General features: G+C 73.4%; 2 protein-coding genes. One reads left to right on the top strand and one right to left on the bottom strand.

Translation table 11 applies throughout. From position 1 onward, the window contains the following. On the bottom strand, positions 1 to 488 hold a 488-nt coding region (locus PROKR_RS30215; RefSeq protein WP_036971738.1), incomplete at its 3' end, for a TetR/AcrR family transcriptional regulator. Between PROKR_RS30215 and PROKR_RS30210 the strand changes: the two genes are divergently transcribed. Then, positions 423 to 1,205 carry an NAD(P)-binding domain-containing protein gene (locus PROKR_RS30210; RefSeq protein WP_281171774.1) on the top strand — a complete coding sequence of 261 codons (783 nt, stop codon included), beginning with the start codon at positions 423 to 425 and terminating at the stop codon, positions 1,203 to 1,205. The genes PROKR_RS30215 and PROKR_RS30210 overlap by 66 nt on opposite strands. Positions 1,206 to 1,323 lie beyond the last annotated feature (118 nt).

The raw sequence follows: 1,323 nt of genomic DNA, 5'->3' as shown, positions 1-1,323 counted from the left end.
GGGTCGATGTCGGCAGCGACCGCGCCGGAGGCCTGGCCGGCGCGCACCCGCTCGGCCAGGTCGGCGCGGACGCGCCGGAACCGGGCGTGCACGAACTCGCGGGTCTCCGGGTGCTGCTCCGCCTGCAGCGCGTCGGTCGTGAGCGTCGCGTACAGCTCGACCAGGCCGGGGATCGACGCGTTGCGCTCGGCGCTGCGCTCCATCATCGCCACGGCCGACACCTCCTCGGGCGCCGACGGCTCGTGGGCCGTGGCCTCCCGCACCGTGGCCTCGTGCGCCCGGTACACCTCGACCAGCAGCTCGTCGCGGTGCGCGAAGTAGTAGCGCAGTGCGGCGTGCGACACGCCGATCGCCTCGCCGATCGCTCGCAGGGACGCACCCACGCCCCGTTCCGCGAAGACGGCGATGGCACTCGCGAGGATCTGCGCGCGCCGCTCCGGGGCCTTCCGGTACGACCGTGCCCGGTCTGCCGTGTCGCCGTTCACCATGGGGGTCATCGTACGAACGGCGGCCGGGCGCGGAGCGGGTGGAATGCTGCGCGCCGTCCCCGGGTTGGCGCTCGTATGACTACCTTCGGCATCATCGGAGCAGGGAACATCGGCAGCCAGGTCGCCCGCGTGGCGATCGCGCAGGGCAACGAGGTCGTGATCGCCAACTCGCGCGGTCCCGAGACCCTCGCCGACCTCGTGGCGGAGCTCGGGCCCAAGGCCCGCGCGGCGACCGCCGAGGAGGCAGCCGCCGCGGCCGACGTCGCCGTCGTCTCGGTGCCGCTGAAGGCCTACCGTGACCTCCCGGTGGAGCCGCTGGCCGGCAAGATCGTGCTCGACACGAACAACTACTACTGGGAGCGCGACGGCCACATCGAGGCCCTCGACCGCGGCGAGGCGACGGTCTCCGGGCTGCTCCAGGAGCACCTGCCGACCTCCAAGGTCGTCAAGGCGTTCAACCACATCGTGGCGGCGACGATCACCACCGACGGAACGCCGGCGGGTACGCCCAACCGCCGCGCCCTGGCCACGGCGAGCGACTACCCCGAGGCCGTCGAGCTGGTCACCGCGTTCTACGACGCGGCGGGCTTCGACACCGTCAGCGCCGGCCCGCTCAGCGAGTCGTGGCGCTTCGAGCGCGACCGCCCGGCCTACGTCTCCCGGCAGAACGCCGAGGAGCTCCGGGAGAACCTGACCAAGGCACAGCGGGTCCTCTGATCCGGTGAGCACCGCCGACCCCTGGTCCGCCGTCGCCGACGACTGGGGCCGCTACTGGGGCACCTTCGCCCGCCCGGTCTGGGAGCCGCTGCTCACCACAGCGGCGACCGGCCCGGGC

The organism is Promicromonospora kroppenstedtii DSM 19349 (assembly GCF_000515355.1).
GTDB classification, from domain to species: domain Bacteria; phylum Actinomycetota; class Actinomycetes; order Actinomycetales; family Cellulomonadaceae; genus Promicromonospora; species Promicromonospora kroppenstedtii.
The sequence above is the reverse complement of the archived record's forward strand: the minus strand, read 5'-3'. Positions and strand labels throughout refer to the sequence as shown.